Annotated in this window: 16 protein-coding genes; 15 read left to right on the top strand and 1 reads right to left on the bottom strand. The window is 66.3% G+C overall.

The window, feature by feature from the left end; genetic code table 11:
* Positions 1–37 precede the first annotated feature (37 nt).
* Positions 38–340: a BolA family protein gene (locus GPJ75_RS05060; protein ID WP_163265746.1), complete on the bottom strand. Its 303-nt coding sequence runs from the start codon at positions 338–340 to the stop codon at positions 38–40.
* A gap of 139 nt (positions 341–479) precedes the next feature.
* On the opposite strand from GPJ75_RS05060, the gene GPJ75_RS05055 reads away from it, so the two are divergent.
* The 15 genes from GPJ75_RS05055 (at position 480) to GPJ75_RS04985 (ending at position 16,804) form a co-directional block, all read left to right on the top strand.
* Positions 480–1,100 (top strand): J domain-containing protein, encoded by a 621-nt coding sequence (locus GPJ75_RS05055; protein ID WP_163265743.1) that lies wholly within the window; start codon positions 480–482, stop codon positions 1,098–1,100.
* Positions 1,101–1,269: 169 nt separating this feature from the next.
* Positions 1,270–2,256, top strand: coding sequence for a cobaltochelatase subunit CobS (gene cobS, locus GPJ75_RS05050; RefSeq protein WP_163265741.1), 987 nt, complete (start codon positions 1,270–1,272; stop codon positions 2,254–2,256).
* A 9-nt stretch (positions 2,257–2,265) separates the two neighbouring features.
* On the top strand, positions 2,266–2,613 hold the full coding sequence (locus tag GPJ75_RS05045; protein WP_163265739.1) for a GFA family protein: 348 nt from the start codon (positions 2,266–2,268) through the stop codon (positions 2,611–2,613).
* Positions 2,597–4,522 (top strand): cobaltochelatase subunit CobT, encoded by a 1,926-nt coding sequence (gene cobT / locus GPJ75_RS05040; protein WP_163265737.1) that lies wholly within the window; start codon positions 2,597–2,599, stop codon positions 4,520–4,522. Before GPJ75_RS05045 ends, cobT begins: the two co-directional genes overlap by 17 nt.
* Positions 4,523–4,528: 6 nt before the next feature.
* Complete coding sequence (locus tag GPJ75_RS05035) at positions 4,529–5,542, top strand: esterase-like activity of phytase family protein (protein WP_246248903.1); 1,014 nt, start codon at positions 4,529–4,531, stop codon at positions 5,540–5,542.
* A gap of 193 nt (positions 5,543–5,735) precedes the next feature.
* Complete coding sequence (locus GPJ75_RS05030) at positions 5,736–6,776, top strand: LacI family DNA-binding transcriptional regulator (RefSeq protein WP_163265735.1); 1,041 nt, start codon at positions 5,736–5,738, stop codon at positions 6,774–6,776.
* On the top strand, positions 6,773–7,789 hold the full coding sequence (locus tag GPJ75_RS05025; protein ID WP_163265733.1) for a Gfo/Idh/MocA family protein: 1,017 nt from the start codon (positions 6,773–6,775) through the stop codon (positions 7,787–7,789). The genes GPJ75_RS05030 and GPJ75_RS05025 overlap by 4 nt, the downstream gene beginning before the upstream one ends.
* Positions 7,786–9,372, top strand: coding sequence for an acyl CoA:acetate/3-ketoacid CoA transferase (locus tag GPJ75_RS05020; RefSeq protein ID WP_163265731.1), 1,587 nt, complete (start codon positions 7,786–7,788; stop codon positions 9,370–9,372). The genes GPJ75_RS05025 and GPJ75_RS05020 overlap by 4 nt, the downstream gene beginning before the upstream one ends.
* Entirely contained in the window at positions 9,365–10,138 is a 774-nt protein-coding gene (locus GPJ75_RS05015; protein WP_163265729.1) for an enoyl-CoA hydratase/isomerase family protein, read from the top strand. Before GPJ75_RS05020 ends, GPJ75_RS05015 begins: the two co-directional genes overlap by 8 nt.
* Positions 10,139–10,289: 151 nt before the next feature.
* Positions 10,290–11,534 carry an ABC transporter substrate-binding protein gene (locus GPJ75_RS05010; protein ID WP_246248919.1) on the top strand — a complete coding sequence of 415 codons (1,245 nt, stop codon included), beginning with the start codon at positions 10,290–10,292 and terminating at the stop codon, positions 11,532–11,534.
* Between the two features lie 107 nt (positions 11,535–11,641).
* A complete protein-coding gene (locus GPJ75_RS05005; RefSeq protein WP_163265725.1) occupies positions 11,642–12,520 on the top strand; it encodes a carbohydrate ABC transporter permease in 879 nt (292 codons plus the stop codon).
* Complete coding sequence (locus tag GPJ75_RS05000) at positions 12,517–13,425, top strand: carbohydrate ABC transporter permease (protein ID WP_163265723.1); 909 nt, start codon at positions 12,517–12,519, stop codon at positions 13,423–13,425. Before GPJ75_RS05005 ends, GPJ75_RS05000 begins: the two co-directional genes overlap by 4 nt.
* A 4-nt stretch (positions 13,426–13,429) precedes the next feature.
* A complete protein-coding gene (locus GPJ75_RS04995) occupies positions 13,430–14,545 on the top strand; it encodes an ABC transporter ATP-binding protein (RefSeq protein ID WP_163265721.1) in 1,116 nt (371 codons plus the stop codon).
* A 4-nt stretch (positions 14,546–14,549) separates the two neighbouring features.
* Positions 14,550–16,046: a GMC oxidoreductase gene (locus tag GPJ75_RS04990; protein WP_163265719.1), complete on the top strand. Its 1,497-nt coding sequence runs from the start codon at positions 14,550–14,552 to the stop codon at positions 16,044–16,046.
* Complete coding sequence (locus GPJ75_RS04985; RefSeq protein ID WP_163265717.1) at positions 16,043–16,804, top strand: 3-ketoacyl-ACP reductase; 762 nt, start codon at positions 16,043–16,045, stop codon at positions 16,802–16,804. Before GPJ75_RS04990 ends, GPJ75_RS04985 begins: the two co-directional genes overlap by 4 nt.
* The last annotated feature ends 9 nt before the right edge of the window (positions 16,805–16,813 follow it).

Below are 16,813 nucleotides of genomic sequence, written 5' to 3'. Positions count from 1 at the left end.
GCCGAAGGGTGCGAACTGGCGCGCCGGTTAGACTAAATCACCACCGCGTCGCCTCGCCGGGTGCCGCCGGCTCGATCGCCAGCGCGTGTACGCCGCCCTCGAGTTCCTCGGCCAGCACGTCGTTCACCGCCCGGTGCCGCTCGACCCGGCTCATGCCGGCGAAGGCTTGGCTGACGATGCGCACACGGAAATGCGTCTCGCCCGAACCATCGAAGGTCTCCTCATGGCCACCCGCCGTGTGGTGATGGCCGGCATGCAGGTGGCTTTCGTTGACGACCGCCAGGCGCTCGGGCGAAAAGGCTTTTGTGAGCTTGGCTTCGATGGCGGATTGTATGGACAATACGGTCTCCTGACACCATATGGGGCATGTCCCCCGGCACGAGTCTTTGGCCTAGGTCCATTCCCTGCGAAATGTCAATTCTTGTTTCGTGGTGGCCATCCGCCATAATCCCTACTGATTTGCTGTCTTCAGGTCAGGTATGAAACTGAACTCGAAATATTTCGAGAAAATCCGCATCCGCCCCGACACCAAGGCGGAGGCCGACGCGCATGCGCCGCGCTGCCAGTGGGACGGCTGCGATCAGCCGGGCCTGCACCGCGCACCCGTGGGCCGGCACAAGGAGGGCGAGTATTTCCGTTTCTGCTTCGAGCATGTGCGGCAATACAACAAGAGCTACAATTATTTTTCCGGCCTCAAGGACTCGGAGATCGCCCGGTTCCAGAAGGAGGCGATGACCGGCCATCGGCCCACCTGGAAGGTCGGCTCTGTCGGCAAGGGCCAGGCGGCGCCCGATTTCGCCCCTTTCCGCTCCGGCCACGCCGCCTATTACCGGCGCCTGGGCGACCCCTTCAACCTGTTCGGCGATGCGCAGGCCGAGGCGCGCAGGCCGGTCGAAAAGCGCCTCAAGCCCCTTGAGGCCAAGGCGCTGGAAACGCTGGGCCTGGACGCCAAAGCGACTGGCGTCGACATCAAGGCACGCTATAAAACCCTGGTGAAACGCCACCATCCCGATGCGAATGGCGGTGACCGGGGCTCGGAGGCCCGCCTGCGCGACGTCCTTCAGGCCTACAGGCTCCTGAAGCAAGCGGGTTTCTGTTAACCCCGGTCTCTGCTAGAGCAATTCCAGGAAAAGTGGAAACCGGTTTTCCATCCGGAATTGCAAGAGCTAGACCAGTTCATCGATTCCACGAAACGATAAACTGGTCTAAGAGGCCACGGTTTAAACGACGAGCGGCGCGGACAGGGGTCCGCTGCACGCTGGAGGTATGATGAACAAGATCGACCGCGATATCGCCAACCTGCCCGACACGACCGCCTCGGTGAGGGAAACATTCGGCTTCGATGCCAACATGGTGGTGCCTGCCTATTCCGTGGCGGATGCCCATGTGCCGGACATCGACCCCGACTATCTGTTCGACAGGCAGACGACGCTCGCCATCCTGGCCGGCTTCGCCTACAACCGCCGCGTCATGGTGGCGGGCTACCACGGCACCGGCAAGTCCACGCATATCGAGCAGGTGGCGGCGCGCCTCAACTGGCCCTGCGTACGCATCAACCTCGACAGCCACGTGAGCCGCATCGACCTCGTCGGCAAGGACGCCATCGTGGTCAAGGAAGGCAAGCAGGTCACCGAGTTCCGCGACGGCATCCTGCCTTGGGCCTACCAGCACAACGTGGCGCTGGTCTTCGACGAATATGACGCCGGGCGTCCGGACGTGATGTTCGTCATCCAGCGCGTGCTGGAATCCTCGGGCCGCCTGACGCTGCTCGACCAGAGCCGCGTCATCCGCCCGCACCCGGCCTTCCGCCTCTTCGCCACGGCCAACACGGTGGGCCTGGGTGATACCACCGGGCTCTACCACGGCACACAGCAGATCAACCAGGCGCAGATGGACCGCTGGTCCATCGTCACCACGCTCAACTACCTGCCGCATGACGACGAGGTGGCCATCGTCCAGGCCAAGGCCAAGCACTACCAGAACGAGAAGGGCCGCGAAATCGTCGGCCGCATGGTGCGCGTGGCCGACATGACGCGCTCGGCCTTCATGAACGGCGATCTTTCCACGGTCATGAGCCCGCGCACGGTCATCATGTGGGCCGAGAACGCCGAGATCTTCGGCGATGTCGGCTTTGCCTTCCGGCTGACCTTCTTGAACAAGTGCGACGAATTGGAGCGCGCCGTCGTGGCGGAGTTCTATCAGCGCGCCTTCGGCGAGGAGTTGCCGGAATCGGCGGCCAACGTGGTGCTGAGCTAGGAGAAGGAGATGCCCTACGAAGGCGGTTGCCATTGCGGCGCGGTGCACTTCCACGTCGACGTCGACCTGTCGAGCCCGGTCACCTGCAATTGCTCCTACTGCACGCGGCGCGGCAGCATCCTCGCGTTCACGCCGGCCGAGAATTTCGAGCTTAAAAGGGGTGAAGACAGCCTGACCGAGTACCGCTTCTACACCGAGAAGATCCAGCACCTCTTCTGCGCGGTCTGTGGCATGGAATCCTTTGCCCGCGCCGCCATGCCGGATGGCACGAAGATGACGGCGGTCAACGTGCGCTGCCTTGAGGGCGTCGACCTCGACGCCCTGGACATCAAACAGGTGGATGGCCGCTCCCGCTGAGCGGTCGGAGAATACGTCCTTGAGCCAAACGAACCGCAAGCCAGGCCAGCCCCAGGAAGCGCCGCTCGACCCGTTCAAGCGCGCGGTGACGGCCTGCGTGCGCGCGATCGCCGGCGATCACGAGTTGGAGGTGGGCTTCACGAAGGACAGGCCGGGCATCGCCGGCAACCATGTCCGCCTGCCCGAACCGCCGAAGAAGCCGACGCCCGAAGCGCTGCACGTTACCCGCGGTCTGGGCGATTCCATGGCCCTGCGCCACGCCTGCCACGACGTGCGCCTGCACAACCGCCTGGCGCCCCATGGCCAGCAGGCGCGCGCCATCTTCGACGCCGTGGAGCAGGCGCGCGTGGAAGCGATCGGCGCCCGTTCCATGCAAGGCGTGTCCGACAACATCGCCGCCATGCTGGAGGAGAAGTTCGCCCGCGCCAACCTCGCCGAGGTGCGCGAGAGGGCCGATGCACCGCTCGAGGAAGCCATTGCGCTGATGGTGCGCGAGAAACTGACGGGCCGCGCCGCGCCCAAGAGCGGGGAGCGGGTCGTCGAACTATGGCGCGACTGGGTGGAGGAGAAGGCAGGCACCGACCTAAATGCCCTCCTGCCCAACATCGAGGACCAGGACGCCTTCGCCCGTACCGTGCGCGAGCTCCTGGGCTCTATGGACATGGGCGAGGATCTCGAGGAGGACAAGCAGGGCGAGGAAAGCGAAGAGGACAGCGACCAGCCCAAAGGCGAAGAATCCTCTGAGGAAGGCGGCGAGGACGAATCCGAAGGCGACCGCAGCCAGGCGGACGAGGCCGATGCCGCCAGCGATGAGAACGAAGCGGGCGAGAATGATGCCGCCGCGACCACGGCGGAAGACGTTTCCGAGCAGGAGGACCTCGACACCGAGACGCCGGGCGAGGCAAGGCGCCCCGAAAGCCCCTTCGATCAGGCCGCGAGCGAGATCGACTACCGCCTCTACACGACCGAGTTCGACGAGGTGGTGAACGCCGAGGACCTGTGCGACGAGGAGGAGCTGGACCGACTGCGCGCCTTCCTCGACAAGCAGCTTGCCAACCTGCAGGGCGTCGTCGGGCGGCTGGCGAACCGTCTGCAGCGGCGCCTGATGGCGCAGCAGAACCGCTCCTGGGATTTCGACCTGGAGGAAGGCGTGCTCGACACAGCCCGCCTCCCCCGTCTCATCATCGATCCCATGCAGCCGCTCTCCTTCAAGCAGGAGCGCGACACCAATTTCCGTGACACGGTGGTGACGCTCCTGCTCGACAACTCCGGCTCCATGCGCGGCCGGCCCATCTCGGTGGCCGCCACCTGCGCCGACATCCTCGCCCGCACGCTGGAGCGCTGCGGCGTGCGCGTGGAGATCCTGGGTTTCACCACGCGGGCCTGGAAGGGCGGGCAGGCACGCGAGAAATGGCTGAAGGAGGGCAAGCCCGCCAACCCCGGCCGCCTCAATGACCTGCGCCACATCATCTACAAGAGCGCGGACACGCCCTGGCGCCGCGCCCGGCGCAATCTCGGCCTGATGATGCGCGAGGGGCTCCTGAAGGAGAACATCGACGGCGAGGCGCTTTTGTGGGCGCATCGGCGCCTGATCGCCCGCCCCGAGCAGCGCCGGATCCTGATGATGATCTCCGACGGCGCCCCGGTCGACGATTCCACGCTGTCCGTCAATCCCGGCAACTATCTGGAGCGCCACCTGCGCGGGATCATCGACCTCATCGAGACGCGCTCGCCCGTGGAACTGCTTGCCATCGGCATCGGCCACGACGTGACGCGCTACTACCGTCGCGCCGTCACCATCGTCGATGCGGAGGAACTCGCCGGCGCCATGACGGAGCAGCTCGCCTCCCTCTTCGAGGAGGAAAGCTTTCGCCGCGGCCAGGCCGGCCGCTTGCGGCGCGCGGGCTGACGCTCCGTGCGCCGACGCCTTCCTTCCGGGTTTTGCGCGCTTCTCGTTTCTTTTGCCACCCTCTGCCCTTCCGGCACATGGGCCGAGGAAGTACCTCAAGCCTATGAGATCATAGCCCGTCCTATCGCCGAGTTTCGCATCGGCTCCAGCGAGACCCGTTTCGGGCCGCTGGAGTTCATCGGCGGACTGGAGATGACGTCGCGCAGCCGCGCCTTCGGCGGCCTCTCCTCCTTCCGCTTCCTGGATGCGGGCAGGCGGTTCGTCGGCGTCGCCGACACCGGCCTCTGGTTCTTCGGTGCGCTCTCGCACGATGCCGGAGGCCGCCCGGATGGTATCGGCACCTTCACCATGGAGTCTATCCAGGACCTCGACGGCAATGTCAGCGGGGAAAAGTGGACCACCGACGCCGAGGCCATCGCCGTTGAAGGCGATCGCGTGACGGTCGGCTTCGAGCGCGCCCACCGCATCGCCGAGTTCCGCCTCACGCCCGGGGCCATGGGCGCGGCCACCGGCGAGGTGGATTTCCTCGTTCCCGCCTACGAACTGCGCATGAACCGCGGCTTCGAGACGATCGCCCCCGCGCCAGAGGACAGCGCCTTGGCCGGCGCCCGCGTGGCCGTTACCGAGCGCAGCATCGACACGCGCGGCAACGTCTTCGCCGCCATCCTCGAAGGCCCGCTGAAAGGCGTCTTCACCGTTGCCCGCAGCGACAACTACGACATCACCGACGGCGCTTTCCTGCCCGACGGCGACCTGCTCCTCCTGGAGCGACGCTTTTCCATGGCGTCGGGCGTCGCCATGCGCCTACGGCGTATTTCCGCCGCGAGCATCCGCCCCGGCGGCGTGGCCGACGGCCCGGTGCTGCTTGAAGCCGATATGAGCTACCAGATCGACAACATGGAGGCGCTGGACGTCTGGCGCCGCCCCGATGGCGCCCTCATGGTCTCGCTCCTGTCCGACGACAACCACTCGATACTGCAGCGCAACCTCTATCTGGAATTCCGGCTGCACGGGGAATAGGCGAGGATCCGGCGCCATGCATAAGTGGCGGCTCCGATGCTTGTGCGCGAGAGGAATTGGAACGGTCTATTTTTCTTCGGTAACGGCTTTAACTGCTGATGACGCGTCACCGGCAGCGTGAAAAGCCCTGTTGACGTCAAGCACTTCCGTGAATTAGAACGTTCCAAATAGAACCACTGCTCCGGGGAGGAACATGGCCAGTCGCGGCAAGGCGACGATCCTCGACATCGCCAGCAAGGCCGGCGTTTCCAAGTCGACCGTGTCGCTGGTCCTGCAGGGCAGCGCGCTGATCCGGCCGGAGACCGCGTCGCGGGTCAGGAAGGCCATCGAAGAGGTCGGCTACGTCTACAACCGCGGCGCCGCCAATCTGAGAAAGGCCCACTCCAACGTGGTGGGCATGGTCATCAACGACCTCACCAACCCCTTCTTCGCCGAGCTCGCCGTCGGCATGGAACGGGTCTTCCAGTCGGCCGGCATCGTGCCCTTCATCGCCAACACGGCGGAGAGCCCCGTGCGCCAGGGCGAGGTTCTGAAATCGCTGCTGGAGCAGGGTGTGGCCGGCCTCATCGTCTCACCCGCCCACGGCACGTCGCCGGACGCTTTCGAACATATCCGCTCGGCCGGCATACCGGTGATCTTCACCATGCGCCGCTTGTCCGGCAGCCGCATCCCGGTGGTGGTGCCCGACAACCCCCGGGGCGCCTTCCTCGCCACGAGACACCTCATCAGCAAGGGCCACCGCCGCATCGCCTTCCTGGGCGGCTTCCCGGATATGGTGGTCTATCACGAACGCGTCGGCGGCTATCGCGAGGCGCTTGCCGCGCACGGCATCGTGGCGGACGAGACACTGGTCATCCAGGGCGATACAAACCGCAAAGGCGGCATGAGCGCGATCGATACGGCGCTTGCCTTCAGCCCCGCGCCGACGGCGGCCGTATGCTTCAACGACGCCGTCGCCTTCGGCGCCATGACCGGCCTGCGCAAGCGCGGCCTGGAGCCCGGCAGCGATTTTGCCATCGTCGGCTTCGACGATGTGGCCGAGGCCCAGCACTACATGCCCGCGCTCACCAGCGTCGCCGTCGATACCGCCGGGCTCGGCGAACGCGCAGCGCACACGATGCTCAACATGATCCGCGCCGGCACCACCGACGCAGAAAGTCACATCGGTGCCATCAGCCTGATCGTGCGCGACAGCTGCGGCCCAGACATTACGGAAGCGAGGAGGACGGCATGACGGTGAAATGGGGCCTGATCGGCGCCAGCACGATCGCGCGGCAGTTCATGATAAGCGCCATCCGCCGCCAGCCGGACGGCGAGGTCGTCGCCGTGATGAGTTCGAGCGCGGAGCGCGCCGAGGCGTATGCGAGGGAGAACGATATCCCCCGTCACTTCAACGATCTCGACGCCCTTCTGGCTTCCGATATCGATGCTGTCTACATCTCCACCACCAACGAACTGCATCTTGAACAGACGCTCGCCGCCGCCAAGGCCGGCAAGCATGTGCTGTGCGAAAAGCCGCTGGCGCTCACCAGCACTGACGCACGCACGATGGTCGAGGCCTGCCGGGCGGCCGGCGTCGTCATGGGCACCAACCATCACCTGCGCAACGCCGGCGCCCACCGCGCCATGCGCGAGGCGATCAAAAAAGGCCGGATCGGCCGTCCGCTCGCCGCCCGTGTCTTCCATGCCGTCTATCTGCCGGAGCACCTGCAAGGCTGGCGCATCACGCGGCCGGAGGCCGGCGGCGGCGTGGTGCTCGACATCACGGTGCACGACGCCGACACGCTGCGTTTCGTGCTCGGCGACGACCCGGCGCAGGTCGCCGCCGTTACGCAATCCGCCGGCATGGCCGCCGGCGGGCTGGAGGACGGGGTGATGACGGTGATGACGTTCTCCTCCGGCCTCATCGCCCAGACGCACGACGCATTCACGGTGAAGCATGCCGGCACCGGCTTCGAAGTGCACGGCACCGAGGGCTCCCTGATCGCCCGCGACGTGATGACCCAGAAGCCGGTGGGCAGCGTCGTTCTTCGCACGGCCGAAGGTGAGGAGGAACTCAGCTTCGACCGGGAAGACCTCTACACGCGCTCGCTACGCCAGTTCCACGCCGCTATCCGCGGCGAGGGAACGCCGTCGGCCACGGGCGAAGACGGCGTCTGGTCGCTGGCGATCGCCGAAGCGGCACTCGAAGCCGCCCGCACCGGCAGGACCGTCGCCATCGATCCAAAGCTGGAGGCGCGCGCGTGAAGAAAGAGGTCACAGCGGCGCACGCGGCGGAGATGATCCGCGACGGCGCGGTCGTCTCCGTCTCTTCCTCCTCGGGGCTCGGCTGTCCCGACGCCGTGCTCGCCGCCATCGGCGCCCGCTTCGAGCGCGAGGGGCACCCCCGCGCCATCACCACGCTGCACCCCATCGCCGCCGGCGACATGTACGGCATCAAGGGCATCGACCATCTGGCGAAGCCCGGTCTCCTGAAGAAGACGCTCTGCGGCTCCTACCCTTCCGGCCCCTCCTCCGCCGAACCGCCGGAAATCTGGAAGATGATCGGCGCCAACGAAGTGGCGGCCTACAACGTGCCCTCCGGCATCCTCTTCGACATGCACCGGGAAGCGGCCGCCAAGCGGCCGGGCGTCTTGACCAAGGTCGGCCTCGGCACTTTCGTCGATCCGGAAAACGAGGGCTGCGCCATGAACGTGGCGGCCAGCGAGCCCATCGTTGCCCGCGTCTCCTTCGACGGCGAGGACTGGCTCTACTTCCGCGCCATCGCCCCGGACGTTGCCATCATCCGCGCCACCACGGCCGACGAACGCGGCAACCTCACCTACGAGCACGAGGGTGCCTATCTCGGCGCGCTCGACCAGGCGCTCGCCGCCCGCAACAATGGCGGCGTGGTGATCGCCCAGGTCAAGCGCGTCGTCGAGAACGGCACCTTGAGGCCGCACAACGTGCGCGTGCCGGGTGTGCTTGTCGACCGCATCGTGGTGGCGCCGGACCAGCTGCAGACGACGCAGACGCCCTACGACCCGGCGATCTCCGGCGAAATCTTCCGCCCCCTCTCCTCCTTCTCCACGCCCGGGATGAGCGTGCAGAAGGCGATCGCCCGGCGCGTCGCCATGGAGCTTGCCGAGGGCATGGCGGTCAATATCGGCTTCGGCATCTCCGCCAACGTGCCGCGCATCCTCCTCGAGGAAGGCCAGCACGGCAAGGTGACCTGGGTCATCGAGCAGGGTGCGGTGGGCGGCGTTCCGCTCCTCGACTTCAAATTCGGTTGCGCCTCCAACGCCGAGGCCATCATGCCCTCGCCCCAGCAGTTCACCTATTTCCAGGCTGGCGGCTTCGACGCCTCGCTGCTCTCCTTCCTCGAGATCGACCGGGAGGGCTCCGTCAACGTCTCCAGGCTCGCAGCCCGCCCGCATGTGACGGCCGGCGCCGGCGGCTTCGTGGACATTACGGCGCGGGCGAGGAAGATCGTCTTCTCCGGCTTCTTCAAGGCCGGTGCCAAGCTGTCGCTGAACAACGGCGGCATCGCCATCGACCAGGAAGGCAAGGTCAACAAGATTGTCGAGAAGGTCGAGCAGGTCTCCTTCTCCGGCCGCCGCGCTGTCGAGCAAGGGCAGGGCATCACCTATGTAACGGAACGTTGCGTTATGAAACTGACGTCCGACGGCCTTCTGGTCACCGAACTCGCCCCCGGCATCGACCTGGAGCGCGACGTGCTGGCGCAGGCTGATATCCCGCTGCGCGTCGCCGACGGCCTCAAAACGTCTCCCGCCATTCTCTATGGCGAAGGCCCCATGGGCCTGGAACTCAACGGAGGCGCCCGTGTCTGATACGCTCGTGCGGCTGGAGACCGACGGCCATCTCGGCATCGTCACGCTTTACCGGCCGGAGAAGTTCAACGCACTCGATATCCCGACGCTTGAAGCACTCGCCCGCCGCCTGGACGAGATCGAGGCGGCCGAAAAGGTCCGCGTCGTGCTTATCTGCGGTAAGGGCAAAGGCTTCTGCGCCGGCGGCGACGTCGATGCCTGGTCCGCCTTGAGCGCGGCCGACTTCCAGACGAAATGGATCCGCCTCGGCAACCGCGTCTTCGACCGCCTGGCCCGCCTGCGCCAGCCCACCATCGCCGTCCTTTCCGGCCACGCACTGGGCGGCGGGCTGGAGCTTGCGGCCGCGGCGGACTTTCGGGTGGCCGAGAAGCATGCCAAGATCGGCTTCCCCGAAACGGGGATCGGCGTGGTGCCGGGATGGTCGGGCACGCAGCGCGCGGTGCGCCGCTTCGGCGCCCAGGCAGTGCGCCGCATGGCCATCGGCGGCGAGGTGCTGACGGCGGAGGCCGCATTCGCGTTGGGCATCGTCGACCGGCTGGCCGAGACCGGACAGGGACTGGAGGAGGCGCGTGCCTGGGCGGCCGTTATCGCCGCGCGCGGGCCGCTGGCCACGGAGACGACGAAGGCGATGATAGCCATTGCCGAAGGTGACGACGATGCAGCGGCGGACGTGCTCGCCAGCGGCTTCGTCGCCATGACGGGTGATCTGCGCGCCGGTGTGGCCGCCTTCCGCGACAAGCGGACGCCCGCCTTCGGTCGGAAATGAGGGCAAGGTCGCACAGGAGGGCGACCGCACGAAGGGAGGAACGGACCACAGGATCAGCCGACAGCCGGACCCGCCAAAGGTGCCCGGCAGGCTGTGGAATTTCCGGCGCCCCCGCGCCGGAGAATGCTGCAACTAGGGAGGAAACGATATGTTGCGCAAACTTCTGATCGGAACAATGCTTGCCTCAAGCGTCGGCGCTGCGGCCTACGCCCAGGACGTCGGCCGTGTCGAGGTGCTGCACTGGTGGACCTCGGGTGGCGAAGCCGCCGCCCTCGACGTGCTCAAGAAGGACCTGGAATCCAAGGGCGTCACCTGGGCGGATATGCCGGTTGCCGGCGGCGGCGGCGAGCAGGCGATGACGGCCCTGCGCGCCCGCGTCACGGCCGGCAACGCGCCAACGGCGGTGCAGATGCTGGGCTTCGACATTCTCGACTGGGCACAACAGGGCGTCGTCGCGGACCTCAACCAGATCGCCAGCGAGGAGGGCTGGGAAGAGGTCGTCCCCGACGCCTTGAAGCAGTTCTCCAAATATGAGGACACCTGGATCGCCGCTCCCGTGAACGTCCACTCCACCAACTGGGTGTGGATCAACAAGGAAGCGCTGGATGCCGCCGGCGGCAAGGCGCCGGAGACCTGGGACGAGCTGATCGCTGTCCTAGACAAGATGCAGGAGAACGGCATCACGCCGCTCGGCCATGGCGGCCAGGCATGGCAGGACGCGACGATCTTCGACGCGGTCGTTCTCTCGCTCGGCACGGATTTCTACAAGGCGTCGATGATCGACCTCGATCCCGAAGCGCTCGGCGGCGAGAAGATGGGCGAAGCCTTCGCCCGCATGGAGAAGCTGCGCTCCTATGTCGACGACAACTTCTCCGGCCGCGACTGGAACCTTGCATCCTCGATGGTGATCGAGGGCGAGGCCGGCATGCAGATGATGGGCGACTGGGCCAAGGGCGAGTTCCTCAACGCCGACCAGACTCCGGGCGAGGATTTCGTGTGCATCCGCTTCCCCGGCACGCAAGGAGCGGTGACCTTCAATTCCGACCAGTTCGTCATGTTCCAGGTCGGCGAGGAGCAGCGCGAAGCGCAGCTCATGATGGCCTCGGCGATCATGGACCCCGGCTTCCAGATCGCCTTCAATACGGTCAAGGGCTCCGTGCCCGCGCGCACCGACGTCCCCAACGAGGAGTTCGACGACTGCGGCAAGAAGGGCATGGCGGATTTGGCGGAGGCCAACACCAACGGCGCGCTCTACGGCTCCATGGCCCACGGCCACGCCAATCCTGCCGCCGTGAAGAACGCCATGTACGACGTCATCACCCAGCACTTCAACGGCGACATCTCGACCGACGACGCACCGGCCGAGCTCGCCGCCGCGGTGGAAGCCGTCAAGTAGGCACCACGCCGGTCGGGGGCGCCACCTGCGCCCCCGCTGGCCACACCTGAAAACGGCCTAGGCTGCACCCGAAAACGGCCGGCGCCCCCACCCGAAAAGGGAGTTTCTTGGTGAAGGAACGCCTGCAGGATTACATCCCCAAGCTGGTCTTGAGCCCCAGCTTCTTCCTCATCCTTTTGTTCGTATATGGCTTCATCGCCTATACGGGCTACCTCTCCTTCACCGATTCGCGCATCCTGCCCTCCTACAACTGGGTCGGTTTCGAAAATTACGAGCGCCTCTGGAAGCTGCCGCACTGGTGGCGCGCCATCACCAACCTGGCGATCTTCGGCACGCTCTACATCGTCATCTGCACCGTTCTCGGCCTGCTCGTCGCCATCCTGCTCGACCAGAAAATCCGCGCCGAGGGCGTGCTCAGGCCCATCTATCTCTATCCGATGGCGCTCTCCTTCATCGTCACGGGCACGGCGTGGAAGTGGTTCCTCGACCCCGGCATCGGCATCGAACACACCATGCACCAATGGGGCTGGGAGAGCTTCGCCTTCGACTGGATCAAGGACCGGCGGATGGCGATCTATACGGTGGTGATCGCTGCGGTGTGGCAATCCTCCGGCTTCGTCATGGCCATGTTCCTGGCCGGCCTGCGCGGCGTCGACCCCGACATCATCAAGGCGGCGCAAATCGACGGTGCCTCGACCTTCACCACCTACCGCCGCATCATCATCCCCTTGATGCGGCCTGTCTTCCTGTCGGCCTTCGTCGTGCTCGCCCACCTCGCCATCAAGGCCTACGACCTCGTCATCGCGCTCACCGGCGGCGGACCGGGCCAGGCAACCGAGCTGCCGGCCACCTTCATGTATTCCTACACCTTCACGCGCAACCTCATGGGCATCGGCGCCTCGTCGGCCATCATCATGATGATCATGATCTTCTCGATCATTATCCCCTATCTCTATTCCGAGCTGCGGGCGGGGGCACGGCGATGACGACGGCAGCCACCGAAACGCCGCTTGCCGCTTCGCGCACGCCCTCCACCCTCGCGCCGAACCGGCTCGCCCGCGCACTCATCTACACCGCGCTCATCCTGTTCGCGGTCTACTATCTGCTGCCGCTCTACGTGATGCTGGTCAACTCGTTGAAGCCGCTGGGCGAGATCCGCCAGGGCGACATGCTGTCCCTGCCGCTGGCCACCACCGTCGAGCCATGGCTCAAAGCTTGGTCGACGGCGCAGATCGGCGTGCAGCCGACGGGGCTCAAACCCTATTTCATGAACTCGATCCTCATGGTGGTTCCAGCCGTCTTCATCTCCACCGTGCTCGGCGCGCTGAACGGCTATGTGCTCACCAAATGGACCTTCCGCGGCGCCGGCGTCGTCTTCGGGGTGATGCTGCTCGCCTGCTTCATCCCGTTCCAGATCGTGCTTATCCCGATGGCGCGCATGCTGGGCTTGCTCGGCCTGGCCGGCACCATCCCCGGTCTCGTTCTGGTGCACGTCGTCTACGGCCTCGGCTTCACCACGCTCTTCTTCCGCAACTACTACGCGGCCTTCCCGAGCGAGCTCGTACGCGCGGCGCAGATCGACGGCGCCAGCTTCTTCCAGATCTTCCGCCGCATCCTGCTGCCCTCCTCGGGCCCGATCATCGTCGTCACCGTCATCTGGCAGTTCACCAACATCTGGAACGATTTCCTGTTCGGGGCGTCCTTCGCCGGCGTCGATTCCATTCCCGTGACGGTGGCGCTCAACAACCTCGTCTCCTCCTCCACGGGCGTGAAGGAGTACAACGTCCACTTCGCCGGCGCGATCATGGCGGCGCTGCCGACGCTGATCGTCTACATCGTCTCCGGCCGCTATTTCGTGCGCGGGCTGATGGCCGGCGCGGTCAAGGGGTAGGCCAATGTCCTTTCTTCAGATCATCGACCTTGAAAAATCCTTCGGCAATGTCGAAGTGCTGAAGCGCATCAATCTGGAGATCGAGGAAGGCGGTTTCCTGGTGCTCGTCGGGCCGTCGGGCTGCGGCAAGTCGACCCTGCTCAACACCATCGCCGGGCTGGAGCCGATCACCGCCGGCGAAATCCGCATCGGCGGGCGGCGGGTCAACGAGCTGCACCCGTCGAAGCGCGACATTGCCATGGTCTTCCAGTCCTACGCGCTCTACCCCAACATGACCGTGGCGCAGAACATCGGCTTCGGCATGGAAATCCGGGGCGTACCCAAGGCCGAGCGCGAAGCGGCGATTGCCCGCGTGGCGGAGACGCTGCAGATCGGCCCCCTGCTTTCCCGCAAGCCGAGCCAGCTTTCGGGCGGCCAGCGCCAGCGCGTCGCCATGGGCCGGGCGCTGGTGCGCGACCCGCAGGTCTTCCTGTTCGACGAGCCGCTCTCCAACCTCGACGCCAAGCTGCGCGTCGACATGCGCACGGAGATCAAGCGTCTGCACCAGCGCATGGGCACGACCATCGTCTACGTCACCCACGACCAGATCGAGGCGATGACGCTCGCCTCCAAGATCGCCGTCCTGAAGGACGGCGTTCTGCAGCAGTTCGGCACGCCTGCCGAGATCTACAACAACCCGGTCAACACCTTCGTCGCCGACTTCATGGGTTCGCCAGCGATGAACCTTATCCCCGCTAAGATCACCAACGGCTCGGCCGGCCTGGCGCTCGACCTGGAGCGCGGCGCCGCACCCCCCATCAGCCTGCCGCTCGCCCACCCGCCGGCGGGGCTTGTCGCCTACAAGGGGCGCGACGTGATCTTCGGCGTGCGCCCGGAGGCGCTGACCGACCCCGAAGGCGCCGACCGCAACGCTGTCAGCCTCGCCCATGCCGATTGCTTCATCGAGGTGGTCGAGCCGGCCGGCTCCGACACCTTCGCCGTCACGCATCTGGGCGGCAAGGGCGTCATCGCCCGCCTGCGCGCTGACGCCAACATCGCACCGGGCACCACCGCGCCACTCGCCTTCAACCTCTCCAAGAGCGTCTTCTTCGACCCGGAGACAGAGAGCCGGATTCTTTGAGCTGATGCGGAAAAGTCCGGACATCGTCATCATCGGCTCAGGCATAGGCGGCGCCACGGTGGCCGCCGGGCTCGCCCACTCCGGCGCCTCGATCCTCATCCTGGAGCGCGGCGGGCGGCTTGCCGATACGCCCGAATGCATCGATGCGAAGGCCATCTTCGGCGCCGGCCACTATCGGCCGCAGGAGATGTGGCGCGAGGCCGGCCGTGCGCCCTTCAACCCCGGCAACTACTACTATGTCGGCGGCAACTCGAAATTCTACGGCGCCGTGCTGATCCGTTTCCGGCGTGAGGATTTCTCCGAGATCGAGCATTTCGGCGGCGTCTCGCCCGCCTGGCCCTTTCCTTACGAAGAGCTGGAGCCCTGGTACACCAAGGCCGAGGCGCTCTTCAACGTGCGTGGCGCGCTCGGCGAGGACCCGACGGAGCCCTTTCACTCCGCCCCCTACCCCTTTCCGCCGGTGCCGGACGAGCCGGCCATCGCCAGCGTGCGCGAGAAGCTCAAGGCGCAGGGCCTCCACCCTGCCTCCCTGCCGCTCGGCGTCGACCACGAAGCCTGGCTCAGCCGCGCCGGAACACCGTGGGACGCCTTCCCCAACGCCGGGCGCGGCAAGATGGACGCGGAGACCTGCGCATTGGCCGCCGCACTCGAGGACGCCGACATCCGCCTGGAGACGGAAGCGAAGGTGGAGCGGCTGGAAGCGGCGGCCGACGGCAAATCCATCGCCCGCGTGCACTATCGCCAGGGCAACGAACAGAAGAGCGTGAGCCCCAAGCTGGTGATCCTGTCGGCCGGTGCGGTGAACTCGGCCGCACTCCTTCTGCGCTCGGGCGAGAATGGCGGACTTGCCAACAGTTCCGGCCAGGTCGGCCGCAACTTCATGAACCACAACAGCGCGGCGATGCTCGCCATCGACCCGTGGCGGAAGAACGACGCGGTCTACCAGAAGACCCTCGGCTTCAACGATTTCTACCTCACAGACGGCAACGGCGGCAGGCCGCTCGGCAACGTCCAGCTTCTCGGCAAGATCTCCGGCGACATCCTGCGCCCCAACGTGCGCTTCCTGCCCGGCCCGGCGGCGGACTTCATCGCCGGCCGCTCGGTCGACTGGTACCTGATGACCGAGGACCTGCCGGACCCGGAGAGTCGCGTCATGGTGGACGGCGCCGACATCGTCCTCCGATGGCGCCGCACTAACCTCGGCTCCCTGAAGCGCCTCACCAGGCGCATGCGCGAAATCTGCCGCGCTTCCGGCTATCCCATCGTGCTCTCGCGCCCCTTCGACAAGCGCACGCCGTCGCACCAGTGCGGAACCGTGCGCATGGGTGTGGACCCGGCGGAAGCCCCGCTCGACCCCTTCTGCCGCTCCTACGATCACCGCAACCTCTTCGTGGTGGACGCCGGCTTCCTGCCCACATCCGCCGCCGTCAACCCCGCGCTCACCGTCGCCGCACAGGCGCTGCGCGTGGCCGATCACATCCGCGGCGAGGAGCTGTCATGAGCCGCCCTGCCGCCATCGTCACCGGGGCCTTGCGCGGTATCGGCCGTGCCGTGGCCGAGGCGCTTGCCGCCGAGGGCTTCGATCTCGTGGTGACGGACGTGCGCGAGGAGGGCGTTGCCGAGGTGCGTGCGGCGATGGAGGCTTGCGGCGCCGGCTTCGCGTTCCATCGGGCCGACATTTCCGACCTTGCCGACCATCCGAAGCTCGTCGAGGCCGCGCTTGGCGCCTTCGGCCGTATCGACTGCCTCGTCAACAATGCCGGAATCGCCGCGCCGACGCGTGGCGACCTGCTCGATCTGAAGCCCGAGAATTTCGACCGCGTGATGGCGGTCAACCTGCGCGGCACGGTCTTTCTCACGCAGGCCGTCGTCAAGGCGATGCTCGCCGCCCCTGCCGGGCACCCGCGAACCATCGTCAACATCACCTCCGTCAGCGCCGAAATGGCCTCGCCGGAGCGCGCCGACTACTGCATGTCCAAGGCGGGGCTTGCCATGTGGACCAAGAACCTCGCCCTGCGCCTCGCCGACGAGGGCATCGCCGTGTTCGAGGTACGCCCCGGCATCATCCGTACCGGTATGACCGCCGGTGTGGCCGGTAAGTACGACAGGCTGATCGCCGATGGCCTGGTGCCGGCGCGGCGCTGGGGGGAGCCGGAGGATGTGGGCTGCGCGGTGGCGGGGCTGGCGACCGGCCGCTTCGGCTTTGCCACCGGCACGATCGTCAACCTGGACGGCGCGCTGTCGCTCGCCCGGCTATGATGCGAACGA

This window comes from Chelativorans alearensis (assembly GCF_010993735.1).
GTDB lineage: Bacteria > Pseudomonadota > Alphaproteobacteria > Rhizobiales > Rhizobiaceae > Chelativorans > Chelativorans alearense.
The sequence above is the reverse complement of the archived record's forward strand: the minus strand, read 5'-3'. Positions and strand labels throughout refer to the sequence as shown.